The 25,831-nt window shown below is 34.2% G+C and carries 16 protein-coding genes; 1 reads left to right on the top strand and 15 read right to left on the bottom strand.

Annotated features, from left to right (window positions below; all coding sequences use genetic code 11):
- Positions 1-118: 118 nt before the first annotated feature.
- Entirely contained in the window at positions 119-5,281 is a 5,163-nt protein-coding gene (locus WCV66_RS14545) for an ATP-binding sensor histidine kinase (protein ID WP_338785832.1), read from the bottom strand.
- Positions 5,282-5,406: 125 nt separating this feature from the next.
- Between WCV66_RS14545 and WCV66_RS14540 the strand changes: the two genes are divergently transcribed.
- Positions 5,407-5,568 (top strand): anti-repressor SinI family protein, encoded by a 162-nt coding sequence (locus WCV66_RS14540; RefSeq protein ID WP_083964473.1) that lies wholly within the window; start codon positions 5,407-5,409, stop codon positions 5,566-5,568.
- On the opposite strand, the gene WCV66_RS14535 is transcribed toward WCV66_RS14540, so the two are convergent.
- The 14 genes from WCV66_RS14535 to WCV66_RS14470 all read right to left on the bottom strand — a co-directional run bounded on the left by WCV66_RS14535 (position 5,546) and on the right by WCV66_RS14470 (position 25,829).
- Positions 5,546-6,268 (bottom strand): response regulator transcription factor, encoded by a 723-nt coding sequence (locus tag WCV66_RS14535; protein ID WP_338785830.1) that lies wholly within the window; start codon positions 6,266-6,268, stop codon positions 5,546-5,548. The genes WCV66_RS14540 and WCV66_RS14535 overlap by 23 nt on opposite strands.
- Before the next feature lie 527 nt (positions 6,269-6,795).
- Positions 6,796-7,206: a hypothetical protein gene (locus WCV66_RS14530; protein WP_338785828.1), complete on the bottom strand. Its 411-nt coding sequence runs from the start codon at positions 7,204-7,206 to the stop codon at positions 6,796-6,798.
- 197 nt (positions 7,207-7,403) lie between these two features.
- Entirely contained in the window at positions 7,404-9,035 is a 1,632-nt protein-coding gene (locus tag WCV66_RS14525; protein ID WP_338785827.1) for a PAS domain S-box protein, read from the bottom strand.
- A 219-nt stretch (positions 9,036-9,254) separates the two neighbouring features.
- Positions 9,255-10,379, bottom strand: coding sequence for a rhamnogalacturonan acetylesterase (locus tag WCV66_RS14520; RefSeq protein WP_338789454.1), 1,125 nt, complete (start codon positions 10,377-10,379; stop codon positions 9,255-9,257).
- Positions 10,380-10,495: 116 nt separating this feature from the next.
- Complete coding sequence (locus WCV66_RS14515; RefSeq protein ID WP_338789453.1) at positions 10,496-12,613, bottom strand: rhamnogalacturonan lyase; 2,118 nt, start codon at positions 12,611-12,613, stop codon at positions 10,496-10,498.
- Between the two features lie 499 nt (positions 12,614-13,112).
- On the bottom strand, positions 13,113-13,748 hold the full coding sequence (locus tag WCV66_RS14510) for a YesL family protein (protein ID WP_338785826.1): 636 nt from the start codon (positions 13,746-13,748) through the stop codon (positions 13,113-13,115).
- A gap of 99 nt (positions 13,749-13,847) precedes the next feature.
- Complete coding sequence (locus WCV66_RS14505) at positions 13,848-14,648, bottom strand: polysaccharide deacetylase family protein (protein WP_338785825.1); 801 nt, start codon at positions 14,646-14,648, stop codon at positions 13,848-13,850.
- 25 nt (positions 14,649-14,673) lie between these two features.
- Complete coding sequence (locus WCV66_RS14500) at positions 14,674-15,384, bottom strand: DUF1961 family protein (RefSeq protein ID WP_338789452.1); 711 nt, start codon at positions 15,382-15,384, stop codon at positions 14,674-14,676.
- 82 nt (positions 15,385-15,466) lie between these two features.
- Complete coding sequence (locus WCV66_RS14495; RefSeq protein ID WP_338785824.1) at positions 15,467-17,830, bottom strand: helix-turn-helix domain-containing protein; 2,364 nt, start codon at positions 17,828-17,830, stop codon at positions 15,467-15,469.
- Positions 17,831-17,965: 135 nt separating this feature from the next.
- On the bottom strand, positions 17,966-18,850 hold the full coding sequence (locus WCV66_RS14490; protein WP_066327751.1) for a carbohydrate ABC transporter permease: 885 nt from the start codon (positions 18,848-18,850) through the stop codon (positions 17,966-17,968).
- 36 nt (positions 18,851-18,886) lie between these two features.
- Positions 18,887-19,813, bottom strand: coding sequence for an ABC transporter permease (locus WCV66_RS14485; protein WP_066327753.1), 927 nt, complete (start codon positions 19,811-19,813; stop codon positions 18,887-18,889).
- A gap of 158 nt (positions 19,814-19,971) precedes the next feature.
- The gene (locus WCV66_RS14480) at positions 19,972-21,495 is read right to left on the bottom strand and encodes an extracellular solute-binding protein (RefSeq protein ID WP_338785823.1); all 1,524 of its coding nucleotides are present in this window, start codon (positions 21,493-21,495) and stop codon (positions 19,972-19,974) included.
- Between the two features lie 259 nt (positions 21,496-21,754).
- Positions 21,755-24,364: a hypothetical protein gene (locus WCV66_RS14475; protein ID WP_338789451.1), complete on the bottom strand. Its 2,610-nt coding sequence runs from the start codon at positions 24,362-24,364 to the stop codon at positions 21,755-21,757.
- Between the two features lie 265 nt (positions 24,365-24,629).
- A complete protein-coding gene (locus tag WCV66_RS14470; protein WP_338785822.1) occupies positions 24,630-25,829 on the bottom strand; it encodes an oligogalacturonate lyase family protein in 1,200 nt (399 codons plus the stop codon).
- Between the last annotated feature and the right edge of the window lie 2 nt (positions 25,830-25,831).

Here is a 25,831-nt window from a genome sequence, read left to right as displayed (position 1 = left end):
TACACTGGATATGCCAAACGATAGATTTAGATCAGATTTACCATTAAATGTAAGTCACGTTTTTTTTTATAAACACTTACATGTTTTGATACCAAGCACGTGTAAAAACAAATCCGACCTATGTTAATACTAATTCTTCCTCCACACGAACAACAGGAAGCTGTATATAAATCGTTGTACCTTTTCCAATCTCACTCTCTGCCCAAATTTCTCCGTTGTGATGTTTGATGATTTCTTTACAAATTGCCAGACCAAGACCATGCCCTTTTCTTGAAGGGTGATTCGCTTTTGTGAAGTTTCTTTCAAATATATAAGGCAAATCTTCATAAGCAATCCCTAAACCAGTATCACGGCAAGAGATTATTACATTTTGTTCCACTTTCTCTAATTTCAGATGAATCCCACCACTATTTGTATGTTTAACTGCATTTGTAATCAAATTAGCGAAAACTTGTCCTATCCTCTCAACATCAATCTCAATTAACGGAAAGAGTTCCATATCTTCATTTAACTCAAGCTGTAAATATAAATTTTTTCTTGTGACTTCGTAGAGAAATTTGCTTTTTATGTTTTCCAACAGTTTATCAGCTGGAACATAATCAAAGCTAAAAGAAAGATTGCCTGATTCCAATTGGGTTAAATCAAACAAATCGTTAATAAGGACATTTAATCCTTTTATACGTGAAATGCTATTTCGTATGTATTCATCTCGCTTTGCTTCCGTGTTCGCTAATCCATCTAGTATTGCTTCCATATACCCTTGTATACTTGCAATTGGTGCTCGCAAATCATGTGAAATATTGGATAGTAACTCTCTCCTTATTTCTTCTGATTGTGCTAAATACTTATTTGCCTCCTCAAGGGTTTGATTAACTTGTTGAAGCTCGGCTGTTCTTTCTTTAACTTTATCCTCAAGGTTTTTGTAGAGCTGAGCATTTTCAATCGATATCGCCGCCTGCGTTGATAGTAGCGTTAAGAAGCTAATCCGTTCCTTTGAAAACACATTTGTCACCTTTTCGTTTTCCAAATATAGAATCCCTTTTAACTTTTGATAATAGAAAATTGGTATACAAATAATAGATTTCGCCTTCGTTTTCAGGACGTATTCGTCTTCTTGAAAAATACCTATATTACTTGCATCATCTAATTGAACAATGTTACCAGTTCGATTTACATACTGAACAATATTAGGTGAAAAATCATTATCTCTATGTACGGATTCTTCAAGCCTATAATTTTCATGAGCAACAACAATTAATTCCTCACCTTGTTTAAATAAAATGGTCCCTTTCGTTGCACCTGCATTTTCCATCGTAATATGGATAACTTTTTCTAACAATTGCTCAATTTTCATTTCACTTGATATAATTTGTGCTGCTTTATATACTGCATTTAAATCATAATTCTCTGCTCGACCTTCATATAACGTTTTCTTGACTTCAACATTGTCTCGCATGTATGTTCGATATTTATCAGACAGATGTTGCGCTTTCTTAATGCCCCCCCATTTTAGGTAGCTGTTATAAGCTTCAGTAAAGTAAAGACCTGCAATTTTATTTTTCTTCTGCTCTGCGTAAAATCGACCAGCTGCTTCATTACATAAAGCGACCATTTGAAGAAACTGATTTTCTTCACTAGATTGGATCGCTATATCAAAATACGCCTCTGCAGTTTGCTTATTGTTTGTAATTGCAGCTAACTCCGCCATAACTAGCATTTTCTTAGACTCATAATTTTCAGGTGACAACTTAGCATATTTTTTTAGCTTTCGTATATTTCGTTTTATCTTTTTAAGCGATTCCCTTTTACTCAAAATAGTGGTCTTTCCTAGTCTAATAAACTTCAATAGCCATAATGCTTCGAAAAAATAAAATTCTGGTGCGATTACTAATGTTAAGCGACTATTCACTAAAGGTGCTAATTCCTTTAATACTTGATTAGCAAATTTATCCTTATTAAATAAGTAGGCCATATGTAGACGCATTGTATAATGAATAATTTTGGCAGAATCATCATCAATAATTTTAGTAAACTGCCATTCAATCCGTTTATCACTCGTAAGATAGTCAAGCCATTCCTGCATTTCTGCCATAAAGCCTGCCGAGATTGGATATTTAATATCTTCAATGAAGGTTTTCTGTAATTGAATAATATTCTTAAGCTCTTCTAAGAGTGTTCCTTTAATAAAATGAGAAATGACGAGAAATGAACTATTTGCTCCAGCGAGATGAATGTTCCCCGCCTGTAGACAATATTTTTGCGATTGTTCCAGATACTTAATATTATCCTTTATATGGTTTTTCCAATGGTTCACAAAGCTTGCGAAAACAAAGGATACCCTACCTTTTATACCTATATTGCCATTCTCTTCAGCATACAATAAAGCTAGCTTTCCAAATTCATAGCTTTGCTTAAAATCATGAAAACCTGCACTTAAAATGAGTGCATAATTATTAAAAACTAATGGACTAAATTCTGTTAGACCAAACTTAATCGTCATTCTCATCGCTTTTAGCATGAAAATAGTTGAAAGGTTTTGATCTACATGATAGGTCGGAGCATTTAATTGGATCAATGTCCGCAAAATTAAACGATTTTCTTCACTTTCCATTTCTGGCAATTTCAATAAGTCTTTCGGTTGTTTTCCTGCGAAAGCTAATTTAACAAAAAGTAATTCTTTGACAATATGTAGTTTATTCGGTTTAAAAGGAAATTTCTGATTCATTAATTGCAATCCTGCTAAGCCTGCTTCAACCGCTTCTTCTACACGGTGAACATGTGTATACAATGTGATTTTCAGATTATAAATCGATAGTTTTTCAACCTTTGTTTTTGCATGCTTGAGCAATGTATTAAACGTATGTTCAGATTGATCGAAGTTACTGTTTAAATACTGTGCTTCACCTAAGCCCTTAAGTAGGTTAAATGTTAAATCATAGTGATTCTTCCAATCCTCACCTAATAATTCGTATGCAACCTTGTAATATATTAATGCTGCTTGATAGGCTGCTGTATTTTTCGCGAATTCTCCAGCATTTACATTCATTTTGGCTAGCATGATCGTTTCCTTTTCAGGCAGTAAATGTCGAGCTAGATTAAGATGATAGACTACATTTACTAATTGTGATTCAGTCATTTCATCTTGAATAAGCTCTCTCCCAATTGCCAGATGGTTAGTTGACGTTTCTTTGTTTGACATTGTTGAATAGATTGCCTGTTGAACGCGGTCATGGATAAAACGATAGTTAGAAGTAGAAACATCACTTATATCTTGTTTACTCTCCCTTTTATCTACATTTTCGTGCGCTGGAAGAAGAAGCCCCATGTCAATTGCAGTATCGATTATTCTACTCGTACTTAATTGATCTTGTTTTGCTATTTTATAAACTGTATGTAAATCAAATTGATTACCTATGCACGCTGCAATTTGAATAAGCCTTAGTGTTGTTTCTGGTAACTTTTTCAAGCGATTGATTAAATAAAAAACAACGTTATCTTGAATGGAGGCTTGTGATAATTTTGTTTCATCAATCGACCAGTTTCCGCTCTTTTCATTAAAAAATAGAATGTTATTTTCATAAAAAGATAGTTGTAATTGTTTAATGAAGAATGGATTTCCCTGTGTAATTCGATAAATAGTTGTACTTAACACTCTAACATCTTCTTTTTGCTCTGATAGATATGACTGAATCCAATCGCTTACTATATCATAGGATAAAGCATCAAGAGTAATAGTTTGTACCTTTCTTTCATCTTTTAAGTGACTAATCGTTTGATATAAAAGATGTTCTGACGTTATCTCGTTTTCTCGATAGGCTCCTATCATTAAAAAATAATGTGTATCTTGATTTGAAATTAAATACTCTATCAATTCTAAAGAAGCACTATCTGCCCATTGCAAATCATCTAAAAATAAAATGAGCGAATGATTTTTTTGAGCAAATACACGTACAAGCTTTTGAAATAAATAATAAAAATGTGAGGACATATCTACTGCCGTCAATTCAATTTCTTCATTCTCTTTATTTACAAGCCATTTCAATTCAGGTAAAACACTTAATAAAATTGTTAGATTAGATCCTATTTCATCTTCAATCAAACGACCCCACTTGTTAATATTTGTTTCATCTTCTGTGAGAATTTGCTTAAAAAGCATTTTAAATGCATCAAGTATGGCACTATAAGGACTTTGCTTAAGGAGAAGGTCAAACTTTCCTCGAATTAAAAATGTCTGTTTCTTATTTAATTCCTGCAACACTTCATCCACTATCGCTGTTTTTCCTGTTCCTGATTCACCAGATATGAGCATAAGCTGTGTTTCACCGTTTTCAAGAGTACGATTACATATGGATATTAACTTATTTACTTCTTCTTCTCTTCCAAATAATCGATTATTTGTCTCTATATTCATAAATGTATCTTTTTTCCCTATTGCAAACGAGGTTAGTTGTCCATTTTCATAATGTTGGAGACAAGTGATTAAGTCCTCTCTTAAGCCATACGAACTCTTATAGCGATCAATTGGAGATTTACTTAGAAGTTTCATAATAATATTTGTTAGGATTTCAGGAACATCTTCATTTAGATCTGTTAAAGGAGGTGGCTGTTTTGTTAAGTGCGCATGGATCCAATCAAATGGTGATTCTACAACAAAAGGTGTTTGACCTGTTAGCATTTCATAAAAAACGACACCAAGTGTATAAAGGTCTGATTGAAAATCTACATTTCGATTGATTCTTCCAGTTTGCTCTGGAGATATATAGGCTAATTCGATGTCCATCTCTTTATCAATAGGTATTTGATTGTTACTTATTCGATTTTTTTGAGTATATTGGAGACCAGTAAGTTTAAGTTCATTTGAAGTATGATTAAGTAAAATCGTAGAAGGGTTAATGTTTTTATGTACAAGTTGATGGCGATTAAGATTAACTAATGCCGTTGCAAGCTTAATAGTCATTCTTAAAAACTCGTCTACTTTCAATTTTTCTTTTTTCTTGAGGTAGGTGTTCAACGTTTCACAAGGAAAATATTCATATACCACATAAGGTTGCCTACCATCAGTTTCCAAACTTATAGGTCGTAATATTTCTTCAATCTCAATTGATTGAACTAAATCATATTCATACTGTATGGAAGCGATTGTTTTTTTTGAAACGTGTTGCTCCTTTACTATCTTAAGAAGCACATTCTTTCTAGTATCAGTAGAAAATCCTTTATAAAGAGTATATAAGTGATTGCTTGATATTTCCTCTAATGATTGATACCTACTTAATGATTCCATTTGTCATCCACCTTTTGCTTATGGAATTTATTTGCATTCTTTAACTAATCTTTAAGAAACCTTATACAAGCTTTATAGTTTATAAAGTATGATAAGGTTATCAAATATCATGACGGAGGTTTCAAATGGAAAAGTTTAAGCATTTCACTTTATCTGATTCAAATAGAGATCTCGATTATGAATGGGTAAAGCTGATTCAAGAAGCATTTACTCTAGGAATTACAAAAGAAGAGATTAAAAATTTTTTACAGACTTATGGTGATATTAATCATCAAAAAAGCCATTAAATTTATACCCCATACCTCTTAAGGTTAAGACATAAATTGGCTCTGTAGGATGTGGTTCAATTTTTTTACGCAAATTACTGATGTGTACCATTACAGTTCTATAATCACCAAGACTTTCTTCACCCCAAACCCGTTCAAACATCTGCTCCACGGTAAAGACTCGATTTGGATTTTCTGCTAATAAGCATAATAGCTGATATTCTTTTGCTGATAGTGGTATCGCTTTTTTATTTACTTTTACAACACAGCTGTTTTTATCTATTGTTAGCCCTGGAAAAACCAATACATAGTCTTCAGTCCATTCATTCAGTTTATATACTTGATGTGAAATATTTTTATTTCTACGTAGATGAGCTTGTACTTTAGCAACAAGTACTGCAGGACTAAAGGGCTTTGTTATGTAATCATCTCCACCAATACGATGCGCTAAAATTTTATCAAAATCATCTTCTTTTGAGCTTAAAAATAAAATTGGTGCACTTGTTTTTTGACGCAATAATCGACAAACCTCATATCCATCCATATCAGGGAGTAACACATCTAAAATGATTAAATTGGGACGATGGAGATCGACTAATTTTATTGCAGTATTTCCAAATCCAGATACGGTAACAGAGTACCCCTCTTTTGACAAGTACAGTTGTAAAATCGATCTGATATCCTCATCATCATCTATTATTAAAATTGTTTCTCCTGCCATTTACTTTCCTCCAATTACAAAGAGTGTTTCTTACTAAATATTGATATTTTTACTTATTAAACGTTAAGGATTCACATTAACTTTGAACTATGAAAAAGGACTTACTCATGGAGGTTTTTAAATAAAATCTATAAATCTCTTATTAAACATCAGTTCTAATTAACTATAAATATTTAGTGGTATTTACCTAAACTTTAGGAATTAATATTGATTCACCTTTTATTAGTTTAGAAAATATTACTAATGTAATGTTTTCCATATCCTTATTATAAACGCTTTCGACAATTGTTCAAACAAAATGTAATTTGAAGGATTCATATGCGATTTTGATTTAATATTTGCAAATTTCAAGGAAAAGCCAAGATTTCCAGCAGAGGAGTGTTCTTTATAAATTAGTAATATTATGGGACAGAGGGGAGCTATTAAGGTTGGGTTAAACTTTAATGTAATGTGAACGCAGGATTAATAGGGGAATATACACGAAATTGGTAGCTCCATCTCGTTTCGCATAAATTTAGTTAATCAATTTACAGCCATCTAAGCCCAATTGTTAAGTGACAACAATCCGAACCACCAACTTTAGACGATAGCTTTAGGTTAATTCCATCAGGATTAAAAGTTGTCTCTACCTTTGACTTAATACCGGTCGACTTGATTAACTGATCAACTTCCTTCATATTTGATTGCTGTGCTGCATCCATAACCTTTTTAGCAAACGGTTTTGACTTTGCTAGCTCATTTAAAACCAAACTTGCTTCTTTCATTAAATGCTGCATTGATTTAGCCGATTGTTCAAATAATGTAGGATCGACATCAGGAAATTGCCTAACTTGCTGTTGATAGTAATAATTGTAGGGGATTGTAGTTACCTGTCTTACTGGGTATCCATTGGGATAATATACCGGATTATACATAGGTTGACAATAATAATGAGTCACTTCAAATCAGCTCCTTTAGGTGAGTTGCCACTTTATAATATACGACTATACCAACTATTTGTGATTGTCTATTTACAACAATATCCAGATATAATCTCAGAAGCTTTAAGTAATTATAATTTGAGCTTGAAACTCAACCATAAAAAATCCCTATGCATCATTTGCTATTAAGCAATTTGATACATAGGGATCTTTCTTTATTTATTAATTGGTAAGACAAGCCTTACAGTTGTTCCTTCATTTACTTTACTCTCGAACTGAATTTGACCTTTATGAAACTCGACAATTCTATAACTAACGGTTAACCCTAAGCCTGTCCCTTTCTCCTTCATTGAATAAAAGGGCTCTCCTAAATGCTTTAACCTCTCTTGGTCTATCCCACATCCGTCATCTTTAAACAGAATACAAATATGGTCGTGATCTGTTTTATTAATAGAAACTTGCACTTTTTTTGATGTAGCTTCTATAGAATTTTTGATTATGTTTATAAATAACTGTTTTAATTGATTAGACTCACAATCTACAAGTGGGAGCCTATCATTTGTTAAAATTTCTAACTCAACGCCATATAAATTTGCTTCAGACTCAAGCAATGATTTCACATTTGATAGCAACTCATTTATATTTCGTTTTTGAAAATGAATTTGTTGCGGCTTTGCTAAAACTAATAGCTCACTTGAGATAATATTTATTCGTTCAATTTCTTCAAGCATAATTTTATAATACATTTGATTTTCATCACTTGAGGATTGGAGCATTTGAAGAAATCCTTTTAATGATGTTAACGGATTCCTGATTTCATGTGCAACACTTGCAGCCAATTCCCCAACAACTGAAAGCTTCTCAGTTTTTCGAAGTAGTTGCATCGTTTCTTTTTCTTTTGTTATATCAACGGCATACCCAATCACTCCTACTGTCTCATTATTAATGATCATAGGAACTGCAGTACAACGTAAACTCTTCTTTAACTGATCCTTTTTAATAATCTCAATTTCTTCATTAATCCATGGTTTGTTTTCTTTAATCACCTTTATATAGGCTTCACTAACCCGTCGACGATCATTTTCAACGATAAGAGATAGTACTGACTTTTGTAAGAAATCTTCCTTGTTATAGCCAGTATATTTATAAAAATGATCATTTACGTTTGTAAGATTTCCTTGTAGATCAATCATATATACTAATTCTGGATTAAATTCAAACAATGATTTATATCTTTGTTCACTTTCTGCCAATTTCCTTTCAGCAGCAATCCTATCACTTACATCGCGTCCCAATACGACGAGCTCTTTTCTTGTTCCATTTTCATTAAATATTGGAACCTTTATCGTATTAAACGTTTTAACCGTTCCATCTCGCATAGGGATTTCTTCAATACACTGACTAACCTCACCTTTTAACCATGCTTCTTCATCTGATATTTCACAATATCTTAGCGCATCACCATAAAAATTGCTAAAGTCAGCTAGCTCAGAATCCTTTTTACCTCGGTAATCAACATTCTCAATTTGAAATAGCTTTAATGCAAACTCATTTGCCTCCGTCCATCTGCCATCACCATCTTTAAAATTAACAAAGTCGACCATTGAATTTATTAATATATTTAACTTATTTTTCTCTTGCCTTTCTTTTTCATATGCTTCCTTTTTCACTATTAAATAGTAGAAAAACACACTCGTTAGCACAACAAATATGCATCCTTTAATATTTTGAAAAATTAAATGAATGTCTTTTGGGATTCCGTTATAGACAATTAAGTTATCAGTAACAATAATCCAAACGAAGCTGAATATAATATATAATAATAGCCATTTTACTTTTTTCGCCATAATTCTCTCCTTGAATATTGCCGATTAATGACTATTTTACTATAATCAATCCTTGATTACATTATAATTATATAAATAGAAAATTTTTCATTTCTTTTTGAGGTCAATTTTTTTACACCATAAGAGGTAAATGCTTGAAAATACAAAAAAAAGGCTGTATAAAGGGCTAGCTTTTATACAGCCTTGTCTATTAAGTTACTATTTCATTTTCCATTAATATTATCGAGATATAAATCCTTCAAACCCTTGTCTATTCAAATCATCAGCTACAATTTGGGCAAGTTGTCTTGCACCCTCACGGTTAGGGTGTAAGCTATCTCCAGGCATATAAAGTTTACCTGTAGCTTCAGGACCTATTGATGTAAAATAAGTTGAACTTAGTACATTTAGATCTACTAATGGTACTTTTTCTTCCTTAGCTAAAGCTAAAATGGAATGTCTATACCATCTATTTTCTGAATTATGAACATGATCTGAATTAAAATCTGTTGCCCTTCCTTGAGGAGTTGATAGTATCACCATCGCTCCTTTATCTTTGACTTGTCTAACCATGTCTCTCATTATCTCTTTAAATTCTGCTTCGGTTGTCTTATTTTTTGGATTTGTGTCATTAATTCCTAACTGTAACAGAAAATAGTCATCTGGTTTAATATACTTCAAGATTGCTTCAAGCTGACCATCGTCTCTAAATCCCCTAGCAATTTGCCCCCCTGAAGCCATATTTCGTATTTGATATGTTTCCGTATCAACAAACTCTGGCAAAAGTTGTCCCCAACCTGCTTGTAAACTATTCGCTAATGGGTAATAGTTACAAACTGTAGAGTCTCCACCAATATAAATTGTCGGTTTCATTACAGCATGTTTAGATAATTTCTTGATCTCAATAGCACTAAGAGTAAAGTTTGTACCAACTTTCCCCTCTGTAACAAGTAGATTTAATTGATTGTCTGTAATGGGGATTTGAAATGTATCTGTTGCTGCGTTTCCAGTCATATTGATGAGTTGAAAAACTCCTTCAGCAGCAACGCTTGCTCTTGCAGTATCACCAAGTGTTACAGTTACTTCGTAAAGCCCATTAGGAAGATCAACATTGAATGTGTTTTCACTTTTCGTGCCAAAGGCTAAAAATTGAACAGCATCACTAGCAACCCCTGTTCCTGCAGCTGTAACATTCTTCATGTTTTCTGGGGTGTTAAATCCATAGCCCATTTTCTCATTATAACGAGTAGTTGCGCTAACTCCCGTAAACCCCTTTTCTACAGGACCTTCTCCAAAGTCAAATTGATATTTTTTCGGAGCTGCTTGTGATGCCTCTACTTGAGGGGTTACCGCCATACCTTGCATAAAAATTGATAACAGAAGAATAACACTTATTAAACCCAATAGTTTCCCTTGTCCCAAAATAGTCGCTCCTTTGTTTAAATGAATGTTATTGTTGAAAAGTAAACGGTTGCTAGTTATTAGCGATTAATAATTCTAAACATATCTTCACTTACAAAATAATTCCCATTCTCTAGTGAGCCTGTTATGGATACCTCAATTTCCCCATTCTCACCGTTTAGTGCACTAATGATGTCTTGTTGATTAAATTTGAGCGTGTTTCCTTTTGGAACTCCTATTATTGTTATGTCGTTGATTTTCATTTTTACAGATGTTATTTTTGATCCTAAAGCTGTTTTCACTTTAGCTGTAACGGAATTTTCACTACTGTTTTTATTTGTATTAAGCACGTTCGGTGACACATCCACATCAATTTGTGATACAACATACATTTTTGGTGCAGATGGATTTTTCATGCCATGACCTAGATAAAAGCTTGTATGTGGCGGCTGATTATAGGCAACATTTTGCCACGAAACCCCTAAACGATAAACGCGATCATGCATAAGAGTAAAAATGCGTTGATTCGTCATGTTTGTTGTTGTATAAATCCTTAGCTCACTACTATCTGCTGCTCTCCACATTACTTCTTCACGCCAGTCACCAAATAGATCGGCCTGCAAGCTTGGATTGCCCTTTGTCCAGTTATTAGATGCTGAACCTTCTGCTGTTAGTAGATTAACAGTTGTATTGTTTTCATAATCCCATTTATCAATTTTACCTGTTCCATAACCTATAGACTCATCCCAATTATGGTCTAGGAGCTCACGGGATAAGTCGCCATCCCACCAAATTCCAAAATTCGTTGATGATGGCATAGCTTCTGTTATTAATTCTCCAGTACTTGAGTATATGCCACCTCTTGCCCAAACCTCTTCACCTTCATAACGAGGATCAATATCAGCAGACATTCCTCTTCCAGTATCTCTTCCAGTAAAAATCCCCCAAAGAACTTCCCCTGAATCAGCATCTCTGTACTCCATTCCAAATGCAGAGTTTTTATCTTCATGCACTTGAAATACTTCCAAACCTGGATGATTTGGATCTAAATCACCTAAATGCATCGCATCTCCATGTCCCAATCCTGTTGTATATAAGGCTTTACCGTCATCATCAATTGCCATTGCACCATAGATGATTTCATCCATTCCATCGTCATCTACATCTGCCACACTTAGATTATGATTTCCTTGGCCAGCATATCCTTCATTTCCTGGTGTGTCACTATCAAACGTCCACTCCTTCGTCAATTTTCCATCGCGAAAATTATAGGCAACTAGCATTGTTTTTTCATAATAACCACGCGCCATAATGAGGCTTGGTCTTTCACCATCAAGGTAAGCAATCCCTGCTAAGAAGCGATCCACACGATTCCCATATCCATCGCCCCAATCCGTTACGTTTCCTCTAGCTGGTTCAAAATCAGTTGTCACAAGTTCCTGGCCAGTTTCTCCATTAAAAATCGATAAGAACTCAGGCCCTTCTAATACTCTACCTTCTGCATTTCTATAATCGGCAATTGGGTCACCAATAACCTTACCTGTCGAATCCGTTGTTCCATCAGCGGTTTTTAATGCTACCTCTGATTTACCATCTCCATCTAGGTCATAAACCATAAATTGCGTATAATGGGCACCAGCTCTAATATTTTTCCCAAGGCCAATCCTCCATAAATGGCTTCCATCCATTTCATACGCATCGACAAAGACCTCACCTGTCACACCGTTTCTTGAATTGTCTTGTGAGTTCGATGGATCCCATTTTAATACAATTTCATATTGACCATCCCCATCAAGATCACCAACACTTGCGTCATTTGCATGGTAGGTATAGGTTGATCCATCTGGATTAATTCCATCGGCTGGTTTTTCTAGCGGTACTGAAAGGTAGTTTTTCCCCCATACACCAATCTCTTTTGATTTCGATTGTAATTTACCATCCAATACTGCACGTACAGTATAAGTAGAATCCGCATTCCCTTTCCTATCCAAAAAGTTTGTGTTCGATTTAATTGGTGAGGAATTTACCTTTTTCCCATCACGATATAGGTTGAAAGAAATATCTTCAGGTTCATTCCCTAACAATCTCCAGCTTATAAAAACACCATTTTCTACATTTACAGCTACTAGGCCTCGATCTAAGAATTCCATTTGATAATTTTTGTAAGAAGGATCTTGTTCAGGTGTGCTGTTTGCCATTGTTACTTGGGGAACAAACAGTGAAGCAGTTAATATTGAGCTAATTATAAATTTATTTGTTTTTCTAAATCGATTTCCTGTTTTATTAAACATAAAAAACCTCCAGATTAGATTAAAGCGAAGCGCTTTCAATAAATACTAAGTAAAATGTGAAAAAGTCTTCCATCCTAGTTTTTTTGCTTAGCTGTGAAAAAAAACAAACTATTTTGGTTATTGTAAAAACTAGTACTTTTCGCTAAAATAAAAATAGGCTATAGTGCCTAATCTCTACATACTCTAGATTAGGATATTTTTGCCACTTTCCTCCTTTCCTTCATTTTGAAAACCTTTAATGAAAGACTCCTTTTTAACCTATCTGAATCTTTTTTTACAAACAACCACACTTTTTTGTTTCACCATTTTTATTACCTCTTTGCACATTTTTGAAATTTGAGATTTTTTTGTTGTAGAATTTACCCCTGCCTATCTAAAAAAATCAGGATATTAGGCAGGGATCATTCTATTTTTGGAGAGGGATCGCTTCTTGCTTTTTCTCAATTTTTGAAAAGGCGAGAAGTGCAGACCACATAATGACAAATGCGGGGATGCTTCCGCAAAAAATTGGAATTAATCCAGGAATGGTTATCATTAAGAAATAAATTGCTACTATCCCAATTACCATCATGATCGTTGATAATGGGTGTAAAATCATAATAATAAATGAGTTTTTTATTGCCTGAAAAATCTTCGTTTCATAATGGACAATGACGGGGAAAAAATAAAAAGATGTTAAGACATACCCAAAAAAGATCATTAACAATGGAAAATAAATTAGCCTTATCAATCCATTTGCTTCCCTAACAATAGAAAGGTCAAAATACAAAATATATCCAACAACAAACATTATGATTCCTATTACATTGCTTATCTTGAACTCTTTCTTATATGAGGTTAGAAAAGTTTTAAAAACAGGGATATCTGTTTCCCCCATAATTAACTTTCGAATCACTGCAAGCATAGCTGTGGTTGCTGGAAAAAAACCGAAAACGATTAATCCAACAAGTGTAAATAAAATCCATAATAAGTTTACATATGCTAGTTTCATAATCCATTCTGATATTTTATAAAAGCCACCTACTAATCCATTCATTTGCATTTATATCTTCTCCTATCAACTTGTCTCATTACAAAAGACGTTATAAAAAACGAAATATCAAATTTTTAAAGTTTGTAGTCTATTTAAATTCAAATGTTTTTATATTAAAGCCACTTGACTTCCACCAGGTACATTCACTATGTTGCCATCAATACTAAGCCAAACAGACAAAACTGATGGATTATAGACAAATTGACTATCTGCAGAAAATTTTAGGTTTTGAAACGCCTTCATATAGTCAACAATTTCAATATTTGTTGCATACCAAATATCATTTCGATTGCCGACAAATTGACAAAAACTTTCGATTAGTTCCCAGTTTTGGTCATTGTCAAACTCATAGCTATGTCCCCATACATACATCATGTATAGGTATTGTTTTTTCTGAAGGTTTATAAAATCTTCTGCGAGTTTCATTAAATTCTTATTGTGATGGCAGGTTGGATTCCATTCAAAAAAATCATCAGGCATTGAAAAATCGCCTGTTGAATGTACTGTCCTACCATACTCTATACCGAGATATGGCAAAACCTCTTTAATAAGACGATTGAAAGAACCATTCGGATAGGACAACCCTCTAACTGGATACTCGACTATTCTCTCTAAACCTTTACGATCGTCGACTATTTCCTCAACTAATTGTTCTTTTGGTGATCTTGCAATTGTTGGATGTGTAACGGTATGGGCAGAAACCTCGTGCCCATCGTACAACTCTATTATTTCCTCCTGTGAGATGCGATCTCCAACCCCTAATAACCCTGAATTAATATGGAATGTTCCCTTTATCCCATATTGATTTAAGATGTCTACTAATTTCCTATCAGCTGCTCTTCCATCATCATAGCTTAAAGTTAATACTTTATGTTTTCCTTCAGGAAATGCTAACATTACTTTTGGCATTCTATTTTTCTCTCCTTTTGTGCATTCATTTCAACTTATTTAGTTTAGACAAAATTGCCTCATGCACTTGAAAATTACGGTAAGCTGCCTTCATCGGAGCCATTTGTCGAAACCCAATTTTCCCTCCAGATAATATGCTTCCATATTCGGTTTCATCATCTACCCATTCTAATACCGGTAATTGATTGATCGTAAATTGAACGATTCCTTCATATTTAATTAGCTTCATTTTATATGGTGGTATTGCATCCTCAACAGGGGGCAAGGGATCAGCTCCAATAGCTGCTAAATGAAAGCCATAGCTTTTTCGTAAATTACAAGTTCGAAATGCTCTTTCATCAGCATGTTTATGTCGAAAATAGGATAAATGCAAAGTATTAATTGCTCCTGAATGATATTCAGGGTACCTACCGTTTCTTTTAGGAAGCTTAGGACTGAACAAATCTTCACCATTACGTCCTGTTGCAGCAAAAAATAGCATACAAAGACCAGGTTCCCTTATCGGATAAAATTCCCATTCGATTATCACTTTATCTGGAAAGTTAATTGGGCACCAAAATACCCAATGAGAATTATCTCCATGTACTGATGGATCTAATTTATTTTCTAATTGGAGACGATTTTCTTCAAAACTAACTTTTGCTTCACCTTCTATTAACCAATCAGCAATATCATTCGTTGATGACAATGAATTTAAATATAGTCTTTTTCCTCTCTCAAATAAATAGCTGTGCATCATCAAACAGTTTCCTCCAATCCTACTCATTTTAAGTGGTCACAAACCTAGTAATCTATCAAAAATATAGACTACAAACAACCTAACTGTCCTTTTCTATTTCCAGCAACTCTTTTTCTTGATGCAATTTTCGATATTGGCTTGGAGGTATACCCATCTGCTTTTTAAATATTCGATTAAAATAGCTATGACGATAACCAACCGTTTCAGCAATATCATTTATTTTCATCGTGGAATGTAACAGTAATTCCTTTGCTTTTTGAATCCTTATATCTGTTAAATAATCAATGAAATTAATCCCGACAATTAATTTGAAAGCCTTACTTAGTGAGTAAGGGCTTGTACCAGCTTCCTCTGCACAACTATCTAAAGAAATATCATTCATATAATTTTCTTGGATCAATAAAACAACTTTTTCTACGATTCTTTTTAATTCCATATTCATTCTGCCTTCAAGTCTCTGATTAAAAGGCAGGATGATCGATTCTATAAACCACTTTGTGAAGCTTTCAATTGTATGGACCTGTGTAAGCTCCTCAAACATATCTTTACCATTATATAAATCATGCGGATGGATGCCTGCATGTAAAATTTCATGCTGGATACTGCTATACAATTGCCTTACTCCCTGTTGAATATTAATCTCATTTCTGCCATTCTCAGCAAGTTCTTCCAAAAACTGATGAATTAATTTTTCAATTCCTTCGATATGCCCCATTCTAATCGCTTGAATTATTTCTTTTTCAACTGCAAAGGGATAGCGAAAACTATTTATATCCTTTAAAGAACCCATTTCCTTAAGATCGATGATTTGATTTTTATTTTCAAAGATTCGAAGACGTTTCCACTTTTCCATTTCTTCAAAAAGATAATGGACTTTTTTGATGCTATTTGTAGATTCACTAATTGACACAATTACTTGCAAGTTAATAATTTCATTCACTGCATCCATTACCTTATTAGCAAAGCGTTGAATATCTTCATTAATCATCGTTCCAGATGGATAAACCACTAATAAACCAACTGAAAGATCAGGGAATTTGATCACATTATATTGTTCAAAAATCTCATTAGCTAACTCTTCCATTATATTTGCAGTTAAAAAGGTGACAAGACTTTCATCATTATTTGAAAAACGATCTTTTGATTCAAACAATCCTGTTAGTTTAACATCTAGAGCAATATATTGATGATTTTCAACTACCCATCCATAACTTTTCATTCGCTTTACTAAATCTTCTTCTTTATAATGAGAAAAATATCCTTGAACAAGCTGCACAACAAAGCTATTCTTTATTTCTGTCACCTGTTCTGATAAACGATTTTGTAATAAATGACTCCTTTGTGATAGTTCTTCCCATTGTTGTTCAATTAATAGAAATTCATCTTTTCCAGTATGATTCCATTTCCCAGTAGTTTCGTTCATTAATTTACTCATTAAATTTCTAATTGGTGTATAAATCCGGTAAGATGCAAACCAAGACATAATAATAGCTAAAATAAGAGCGGATGCACTAATAATTAATATAATTCTCGAAACAATAATGAGTGGTGCAGTAATTGATGACATTGGTGCGGCTGATACATATTTCCAATCTGAATCAACTCGAGATAAATGACCTAAAGAAACCGAATAGATTTGCTTATTAAAAGTAAATTGAAACGATTCTTTATCTATATCATGATTTGTTAACTCTTTTTTTAAAGCGCTTACAAACAGTTGATCATTTGTGTTATCTGCTGAAAGTATCACCTGATTATCACGATTCAAAATAAATGTAGCGCCTTTTCCATAGGGTGTTAGTGTTTTTAATAAATCAAGTGCTTTCTCTCTATTAATTGTAATTATAATAGAACCAAAAGGATGTTTACTAGCTGCAGGGATCGTATGAATTAAAGCTAAACTTGATTCATTTTGATCTTTTCCAGGATAATGACCCCAATAGATGTTTCCATTCTCTAAAGTCTGGTGAAATTTGCTGATTTCCTTTTCCTTTAAAAGTTGATATTCAGAATTAAAGAGGATCTTTTTTTCTCCTTCTAAATAAAGGTCAACATCTTTAATAAGAGGATGTGTTCCTTGTAAACGCACTAATGTTTTTGAAATATCATATGATTCTGTAAATTGTTTAACAAGATCTATGCTTCTTAATGATTCTCCAAATCGAGGTTCGATCGCCCAACGCGATGCGGAATACTCCAAATTCCTAAATTGTTCATCAATATTTTTTGCTCTTTGTACAATTTGATCTCCATGAAGTTTACGAAGCTCGTCCTCCACTGCACCAACAGCAAGCCAATAAATAAGAACTCCGGTAATTAATCCTGGAATACTGGCAATAAGCAAAATAAGGATAAAATTTTTCTGATAATGACTAACGGTCCAATTGATTTTTTTTAGATGGTTGCCTACACTCCTTACCCCAATAAAATCCCCCCTAATCAAACATAAAACAACATTTATTTAGTCTATTATGTCACATTTCAATCATAAAAAGAAAGCGGTTTATTAAAAATGATCCAATCTTATCACTACATATGAAAGGACAATTTACTAACCATAAATTGTCCTTTCTTTCAATTATCCTTTTACAGATCCTAATAACATTCCTTTTGCAAAATGCTTCTGAAGGAATGGGTATATGATCAAGATCGGTAATGTTGCCACGACAACGACAGCAAGTTTCAATGATTGCTCTGGGGGTTCAACATATTCAGCACCCATTGAGGTCGGATCGTTTAACATCGTTTGTGAAAGGAGAATAATTTGTTGAAGCAATACTTGAACAGGCCATTTCGTATTGTCATTGATGTATAATAATGCACTAAAGAAATCATTCCAAATAGCTACGGCATAAAAGAGCGCAAAGGTTGCAAGCACTGGTTTTGATAATGGAAGCATAATTCTCCAGAAGATCCCAAATTCAGTACAACCATCAATTTTAGCTGACTCTTCTAATTCTAATGGAATATTTTGAAAAAATGTTTTGACAATAATTAAATTAAACGGATTGATCGCTAAAGGCAATATCAATGCCCAATAGGAATCCAATAATCCCAATGATTTTACCACTAAATAGGTAGGGATCATGCCTCCGCCAAATAACATTGAAAATATAATGAGATTCATAATTGTACTACGTCCCATTAAATGTTTTCTTGAAAGTGGATAAGCCATCGTAAAAGTAAAAAAGAGACATACAAGTGTTCCTACCAATGTTACACCAATCGATACTAAAATACTGCGTGTAAATGTACCTGTGGAAAATATATATTTATAGGATTCTAGTGAAAATGTTTCAGGAATGATAAAAAAGCTTCTTCTTGTTAATTCAGCCTCTGTAGCAAATGATCCCGCAATAATATATAAGAATGGACAAACCATCAACAATGCGATTATTCCTAAAAAAATAAAGTTAAATACATCAAATACTCTTCCTGCTGGAGTATTGTGCATTTTTGGCATCGCCATTTGTAAGCACCTCCTCTAAGTTTAAACCTACTAAAAGATCCCTTCTTGTCCCAATTTCTTCGCAAGCTTGTTTGCACCTAAAACAAGAATGATGCCGACGACTGATTTAAACAAGCCTACTGCTGTACTATAACTATATGCACCTTGTGTAATCCCCACAAAGTAGACATACGTATCAAATACATCAGCAACACTTCGATTTAATGAATTCGACATTAAGAAAATTTGTTGAAACCCTGTATCAAGGAAGTTTCCAAGTCGCAATATAAGTAAAACTACAATTGTACTTCTAACAGCTGGAAGGGTGACATGCCACAATCTTCGAAACCGTCCTGCTCCGTCTACAATCGCTGCTTCGTACTGTTCTTGGTCAACTGAAGCTAAGGCTGCTAAGAAAATTACAGTGCCCCAACCTGTTTCTTTCCAAATGATTTGTCCCATAATTAATGGACGAAACCACTCAGGGGAAGATAAGAAATTAATTTCCTTTCCATAGAAATAAGATACGATTTCATTCATTACCCCACCACTTGTAGTAAAAAAGATATACGTAATACTTGCAATAATGACCCATGACATAAAATGGGGTACATATATAAATGTTTGTACAGTTCTTTTATACGAATTAATCCTTAATTCATTTAATAAAAGTGATAAGATTATTGGAGCTGGAAAGAAGAATACTAAATCTAATACGGCTAGAATAAAGGTATTTCTTAATAATCTAAAAAAATCTGGGTTTTGAAAAAAGTCTATAAAATTTTCAAATCCAACCCACTCGCTACCAAAAACGCCTTTAAAAGGAGAATAATCTTGAAAGGCGATGACAATACCCCACATTGGTGCATATTTAAAAATAAGGAAATATAGAATCCCAGGAACTAATAATAGATACAACCATCTATCCCTTTTCAAGCGTTGTAGTTTTGTAATTGTTGTTGTTTGTTTTTCACTCAATAAAGGCGTTGAGTGACTGAAATCCTGTTTAACATTTTGAGTTTTTAAAAAAGCCACTTTCGCTCCCTTCCCTTCTTTGAAGTACGATTATTTTTTGATTAAAGTCTATCTCAAAAGGGGCTGACCCTTTGATTTTGAGACAGACTTTTTTGGAATTGTCAGTTTACCTCTTTATATAATTGATTTATTTCATCAATATAATCGTCTCCGCCAGTACTACGCCATAATTCAATTGCGTCTTTAAATCCTGCTTCATCAATTTGACCAACGATAAATTTAATTTTTGCATCATTGATAATATTGTCTAATTGCTGACCCTTTTGAGCGTAAACCTCGGAAACGAGTGCTTCAGCAGGGTTTGGTACAACAATTTCTTCATTTTCCGTCTTAACGATTTCTTCTTTTTCTAACAAAGGAGTTTGTTCTGCCTGAATAAATCGATTCTCAGGTATTCCCGTCTGAAATTGATTCAAATCTGTGAACTCGTTAATAAGAGCTTCATCATTTTCCGTAAGTTCAACTAAATTACCATCTTTTAACTCGTAATGACGTCCCTCTAAGCCGTTGTAGGCTAATGTTTGAGCTTCTGCTTCACTTAGCTTATCTATAAAAGCTAAAACTTTCTTCAGCTCTTCCTCTGTTTTTACGCTGGATTTAGGAATGGCAAGCATACCTGAATATCCAGATGTAGGTAAATTGTGTAGACCTGTTGGACCTTCAACAGCACCTATAACATCAATTGGCTCTTTTAAGTTCGGATTTGCTGCCATCATATCCTCTTCTGCACGATGGGCACGGTCCACGACATCGACGATCACACCTGCTTGTCCATTCAGAAGCGGGTCACCCCATTTTAGCGGATCCATTACCGCAAAATCCTCATTGATTAATCCTTCATCATAGAGCTTTTTAAAGAACTTTAACGCGTTTAAATATTCCTCCGTCATAAAATCAGGCTGCAGGTTACCATCTGCGTCTTCGCCCCACTTATTTGGAGCTCCAAACCAAGTTTGCATGATATCCCATGGACCTGTGTATTTTGAAACAACCATACCGTAAGTATCATCTTTTCCATTTCCATCTGGATCATTCTCTGTGAACGCTTTCAATACATTGTAAAAATCATCGATTGTTTTCGGGGTTTTTAAACCAACATTTTCCAACCAGTCTTTTCTAAATGTAATACCGTTTCTTCCTAATGGTCGACTACGATAGATACCGTAAATCTTTCCACCTATGGAGCTATTGTTTAATGTAATTTCATTTGCTTGACTTAAATTAGGATAATCCTTAAGATATTGCCCAAGTTCCCAAAAAGCCCCATCCTCAACTGCACTTATGAAACTAGGTATCTTTGACGGAATCATCATAATATCCGGTAGCTCTCCAGATGCTAATGTAATATTTAATTTGTCAGAATACGAGCTATTAAGAACCCAATTTACTTTTATATCTGTTTCCATAAATTTTTCAAGTTCTTTAAATACTGGACTATCTTCACCTGGTGGTTCTGGCGAATATGCCGTTGTCATAATTGATATAGTATTATTTGATTCGCTTTTTCCGGATTCTTTACTAGTTTTTTCTGAATTACTACATGCTACTAATGATGAAGAAAGAAGCATTGTTGAAAGTAATGGAAGGACAATTTTTTTACTTAATTCTTTTTTACTTTTACCCATTTAAAATCCAGCCCCCTGTATTATAATGATTTTTTATTTAGATACAATCCATCACTGTTGTGATCGGTTTGACCTCTACCTTTACATTAATTCGATTCTTTTTTTCTAACAATTATCATTTTTTGTTTTCTTTAAAACCCTTGTAAATACTGGATTTATCCTGTGGTTTTCTACTTTTTTGTCTAGGTAATACTTTCTTGTAAGATGAATTTTTGGTTAGTTTAAGGTCAGTTACTATGTCATTATTTATCCAATACATTTATTTCATTTCATTTAGAAGTTTGATATTCTCATTATTACTTAGAACCTGATCTGAGGATAAATACTCACCAATCAATTCCAAGGCAATGATCGTATTTAAGCACCATTGGGACGTTGTATTGGTCGTAATTGTTGAAACCTCTGTCAAATGCCTCCATGCATTAACTTCTTTTTCTTCAATTGGTAACTTCATCTCACTAATTTCTTCGTCTAATAATAACTTCCAAGCTTTTTTTGCTAGAGAAGGGTCCTTTTTCTTTGCTGCTGCAAAGGCAACCATACCTGCCGCTAACATTGGAAGACTAAACAATTTATCATGCAAAATCCCATTGCTTCTTTTCAATTTTTCTTCTTGACTTAAAACGTAAAATTCACCAAATTCCACCAACATGTCATCCCATTCATCATCATCTAATAATTGGGATAGCTCCATCCATGCTTGAGGGCCACCAAAAGCTATAATCATATGATAAGCACCAGAATTTCCATCTCCCATGTGAAGCAGTTCGTTTGTCACTGGGTTATAACCAAAGTTTGGACCTGAAAGCAAACGTAATGGTAATTGTTTTAACTCTTCTATTCCAGTTGAAATTTTATCACGATAGGCTGTATTTTCTGTTCTCTCCCATTCGGAAAGCCAATTTGAACAAAACGCTGCCCAATCCGGACCTACGCGAGCATGTGTCTTATATTGATGATCTGGATAGAATTCTCTCATTGGATCTAAATTTGCAAGCGCCTGATCTGCGTCCCTAACTTCGATTAATAAATCTCTTGTTCGTTCATCCGTTGTCAAAAAGTAATAATATTTATGAAGGCCAGCCATGCTTATTCTTGCTTCCTTACAGCCACATCCCCAATGGACTACATTATGTCTAGATCCCAGACCGGCGTATTCTCCATAGTGATACACATCTACTTCACTTGTATGCCGGGTCATCGCTTCAGCCATCATGAAGATATCTTCACGACCAGAACGTAAAAAAGCATACCATAGCCAAATATTTGGCACCAGCTCTGTATTTTGCCATGCAAATCCACCTAAATCATATCTCCATTGATGGCGGACGGAATCGTATGTATGCATCACATCTCCATAGTTCCAGAATCCATACCATCTACGTTGATCAATTTCACATTTGTAAAAGCTTATCGCCTTATCAAGTTCTAATTCTAATTGAGCTTTTATTGGATGGCTTGTATCTGGTAAACTCCAGACACCTAATGCTTTTGTTTCATAATAATAGGTTGGCTCACAGACTAATAGAGGCGGTGATTGCCATTCTTCAGCTTTTTCTACTAACTCTTCATGTGATGGTACAACAGTATAGCACTGTAAAAAAACTTCACTAGTGTTTGCTATTCCATATGGTGTTGCTCGCATTTCGTCAAATCCCTCATAGGCACTTACCACATGAGTTTCATTACTATAATGTCTTAAATCCATTGCCTCAAAGTCGGGAGACCAAAACCAGATCTTTAATTTTGTATCTGCTCTATTTAAACCGATTACTTCTAAAGTTGAAGGGAACTTCTGCCAAAAGTTTTTAACACCAATTCCTATTCCGCCACTTTCACCACCCGCATAAATTAATCCCTTGGCTCTAGTACCATGAGTTGATTCAACCCATGAATATCCATTATTTGTACGCTTCATTATTCGATAATGATCTGCTGAATCTTGTGTTAATTTAAAATCATTCCAGATTGCATTTTGTTGAACATGTTCAAGCAAAGGCTGATGTTGTTTATCAAATAAATTCACTATTTCTCCGCTAATTTGCTTTTCATATAGTCCATTGGCATTTCGATGTCTTCTCGTTAACATTAGCTGAGCAGGTTCTGAATAGATTCCTACATCACCAGCAAATCGTATATGACGATTCCATGCTTCACCACTTAGAGGAATCGAAAATTCCATCCCAAGCCCTTTAATGAAATCTGTTTGAGGATTTCCATCATAGAAAAATGTATGAACCATTTTTATCGATGAGGTTCCAGCATAAAAATAGATACGTAATTGAAAAGGCAGCCATGTTTGCTTGTGGTTACTAGAAATCGTTTCATGTTCACCATCTATTTTGATTACACATTTTACTGAACCGTTCTGTTCAACTATTGCATCTTTTATGTTGCTTTCAAGTGGGATTTCCTGAATTGTCTTTTTCCCAGAGGTCTCATCCCGCACTTCTTGGATTGAGATTAATTTCCCCTTATTCCCAATCACTTTTGAATCGCTTACAATTTCCTCAATGAAATTTGTACCTTGTTTGTTTATGATACATTGTATTTCTCCCGTATCAACTATAATTTGATTCTCTGAATCTATTACTTGTAACGGGCTTTCCGGAATTTGAGTTTCACCAACTGTTAATTCATATGACTGTTCGTTTTCTAGAAAAACTGCACTGTGTCCTGTCCATTTCACAGTTCCATCCGGCCAATAGGCCATCGGCCAGCTTTGAATAGGTGTTTTCTTACCATTATCGTCCATTAGACATAAAGTTTCTTCTCTATTTAGAATTCCCCGCTCCCACGGAACACCCCATGAGACACCTGATCGACCTTTCGGCTTATGTTTTAGCCATTTCAATTTCAAAACCAACACAACCTTTCCTGCATTATCTGAATACTTAAGACTACCTTCATTATTTTTCAGATTATTCTTTCCTTCAACCAGACTATTTTGATTCTTTTTGATCAGTACGCATTTGCAGATGGTTTTGTTAATTATCACTTTTTTGTCATTCAACATATTTTTGCAAAAGGCAATGAATTACATAAAGTTCTGAGCTTATCAATTGAAAGCTCAGGACTTTGCAGGAGTTTTTCTATAATTTGCTTCTAAATAAACAATCATTGACACTAATAAACTACTTTGAACTTTTTAGTCTATCATCATCTAGTGTTGGCAGAGCTTCGAATTCTGGAACATCTACTAAATAAACGTTTCCATATCCGCTCATATCACTTGTATACAATATTTTTGTGCTATCTGGACTAAAGCAAGGATGAACGTGAACTTGTTGGATATGAAAACTCCCGCGATGCATACAGAGTACTCTTGGTCCCTCCATTTTATCCTTTGTTTTCTTCCATAAAAACAAACAGTCTTGATAATATTCACCATGGTAGGCAGTCGTTTGCTGGCCATCACCGACGATTAATTGAGTATCTTTTGAATGTATATGCATATTTTGGTACGGAAAATTGAAATGCTCATATTCTGTATTATCAAATTTTACTGAACCTAAAAACTTCCCATCCTTTCGATCTAATGAATCTGTATAGCCATGGTAGCCAATACGCAAACCATCTGCATGCCAATATTCATGTCCTGCATATTGATTATGCTTTTCCTCAGCTACCTTCCATTTACGCCCTGTGTCTATATCAAGCACCCAAATTCTATGATCTACTTTCTCCCAAGGTCCCTCATGACAAAACGTTATCAAATTAGGCTGGGTTGGAGAAGTATTAACATGCCCAATCCACCGCTTTTCTTCATGAATGGTTTTTATCTCACCTGTTTCTATTGTTAGTAAACAAATCTGGCAATGTGGTCTTGCAGCTTCCGTTTCCTCAAAACCTATATACCCGCCGGATAGATTGCTTTTTATCGAATTTGATAAATCTTCTGTTAGTCCGAAACAAAGATGTTTACCGTCAGAAGTACAACTTAAATTACTAAATTGATAGCCTTTTGGGAGTTCAAAAAGTGTTGACTCATGATAGGTTTTCAGATTGATTGCCACAATGCTCCTATCTATTGTAAAATAAGCTTCCATTTTATGTGGGTTAATAAAAGTACCCTGAATTCCTTTTTTCTGATTTCGTTTTAGGTCTGTTAATTGCGTCAGATCTCCACTTAGTAAGTCTATACTATATAAATTTGTACTGTTTCCTCTGTCTGAACCAATTAATAATTTTGTGTTCTCATCATACCATGCGTTATTAGTGAAATATAAATGGTAACTATGTGAGTAATAATCAGTTAATTGTGTTATTACTACGCCAGTTAACGGGTCATGGAAACTTTTTCGTTCAGATGACCATTTCTTCCCCTTTGTCATTC

It is taken from the genome of Metabacillus rhizosphaerae (genome assembly GCF_037201795.1).
GTDB classification, from domain to species: domain Bacteria; phylum Bacillota; class Bacilli; order Bacillales; family Bacillaceae; genus Metabacillus; species Metabacillus rhizosphaerae.
The sequence above is the reverse complement of the archived record's forward strand: the minus strand, read 5'-3'. Positions and strand labels throughout refer to the sequence as shown.